Consider the following 2,160-nt stretch of genomic DNA (forward strand, 5'->3'; position numbering starts at 1 on the left):
CAACTCGAAGCCATGCCTGACGGCGGTGTTTACGCTTTGGCGATCCCGCTGGCCCCGTACCGCTGCCCTCCCGGCCCTTACGAGCGTGCTTGCCAAGTGGCCGACTATTTCAGCAAGGCCAAGCCCAAAAGCAAGGTTTTGATCTTGGATGCCAACGACGACGTGACTTCCAAAGGCAAGCTCTTCAAGCAAGCTTGGGCCGAGCGTTACAAGGGCATCGTCGAGTACCGCGGCAAACACCGTGTGACCGATGTCGACGCGGCCACCAACACCTTGAAGTTCGAGTTCAACGACGACATCAAGGCCAATGTGCTCAACGTGATCCCCAACATGCGTGCTGGCGACATCGCTGTCAACGCAGGCCTGGCCACGGCCAACAAGCGTTGGTGCGAAGTGGACTTCCTCACCTTCGAGTCCAAGGCCGCTAAAAATGTGCATGTGCTGGGCGACTCGATTCAGGTCGCGCCCGGCATGCCCAAGTCGGGCCACATGGCCAACCAGCATGGCAAGACCTGTGCGGCGGCCGTGGTGGCTTTGTTGATGGGCAAAGAAGTCAACCCGATGCCCATCTACAACAACACCTGCTACAGCTATGTCAGCACCAAGGATGTGGTCCATGTGGCCAGCGTGCACCGCTATGACGCTCAGAAAAAGACCATGTTGACCGTGCCCGGTTCGGGTGGTGTTTCCGGTGGTGCCAATGAGCTGGAGGGCGTGTACGCCTGGGCTTGGGCGCAAAACATTTGGGCCGACACACTGGCTTGAGGTAGGTCACCACAAAAAACGCCACCTGTCGCAAGACGGGTGGCGTTTTTTCATGTTTGCCCCTCGATTCGCTTGGATCAGATTGGCCAGCCCATGCTGCGGTGGATGCGCCAAGACAAGCCTGCGCCCAACCAGATGGCAACCAAGGTCAGCCAAGCTGTGAGCGAGAACAGCGAACCCCCGGTCATGCCCGCACCCACGGTGCAGCCGCCAGCCAGTACAGCGCCAAAACCCATGAGCACAGACCCCGTGAGGTAGTGGCCCAGCTTGTTTTCGGTTTTAAACCCCTCGAACTTGAAATCACCGCCCACCAAAGCGCCGAGCAAAGAACCTGCAAAAGTGGCGGGTATCAAGCCCGCATCAAAGCCCCAACTGGGTGATGTGCTGCTGGACAGGGCCCGCATCAGCAACTCTGCCGAAGCACTGCTGAAACTCAGGCCCTGGATTTGCACCGCCTCAAACGACTGCGAAGCGATGGCCTGCGTCAGGCCCCAGCCCAGGGCGATGCTCAAGCCCACGGTGATGGAACCCACCGCCAAACCCCATCGGCGCTGGTGGGTTTTGAAAAAGAAATAAAGACCCGCGGCCATGGCCAACACAGCCAGCGCCATGCCGCCATGGGGCCCCAAGCCGGACAGTTGCAGCAAATCCCGCGAGGGACCGCCGTCCACAGCCCACCCATTGACCAAGGCTTGCCGGGCGGGTGCCAGCCAGCCGGCGATGCTCGCTTGCACCGTGACCGCAAACACCAAACCCGAAAGCAGGGCGCGCAAATTGCCATTGGCCGACAAAATCAGCAAACGGCTGGCGCAACCACGCGTCAAGATCATGCCGGCCCCAAACAACAGTCCACCCAACACAGCTCCGGAAATGCTGCCCACCGGGCTGATGTAGCGGGAAGCCGATGGTTTGAGCCAGCCCATGAGCACGAGCGCTTGCACGCCGACCAAACAGGCACCAAATGCCAGCCACCACACGCTGAAGCGGTCGCCTGTTCGGGCTTCACAGCACTCCACGACCGCCGCACGAGCGCAAAAACGGGTGCGCTGAGCGGCCAGGCCAAATACAAAACCGACCAGGGCGCCGGCCATGGTCAGCACATTGGAGTCGCCCCAAGTTTCGATCAAGTTTGCGAGGTTCATGGATGTTGCCAATAATTCACTGATTTCTTATATAAAAACGCATTGCGTGTACAGTTGGAAAACGCACAACGCAAAACCCTCTATTGTCCACGGATCGCAATTCATGGCCCCCCATCCAAGCCCAATTCCCTTGTCATCCCCGCGCCGTCGTGACTGGGTTTTGTGGGCCTGCGCGTCTTTGGCTGCCCTGCCTGCGGTGGCCCAAGTCTCAGCATCTCGGGGGGGCAGCGGCCACATTGCCTGCTGCGCAGTC

Annotated in this window: 2 protein-coding genes; one reads left to right on the forward strand and one right to left on the reverse strand. The window is 59.7% G+C overall.

Annotated features, from left to right (window positions below; translation table 11 throughout):
- Positions 1–765 (forward strand): NAD(P)/FAD-dependent oxidoreductase (locus Q0341_RS05730; protein WP_299511142.1); only part of this gene is annotated, 765 nt, incomplete at its 5' end.
- Positions 766–842: 77 nt separating this feature from the next.
- Here the strand turns inward: Q0341_RS05730 and Q0341_RS05735 are convergent.
- Entirely contained in the window at positions 843–1,907 is a 1,065-nt protein-coding gene (locus Q0341_RS05735) for a YeeE/YedE family protein (protein WP_299511143.1), read from the reverse strand.
- Between the last annotated feature and the right edge of the window lie 253 nt (positions 1,908–2,160).

It is taken from the genome of uncultured Limnohabitans sp. (assembly GCF_937889215.1).
Classification (GTDB): domain Bacteria; phylum Pseudomonadota; class Gammaproteobacteria; order Burkholderiales; family Burkholderiaceae_C; genus Limnohabitans_A.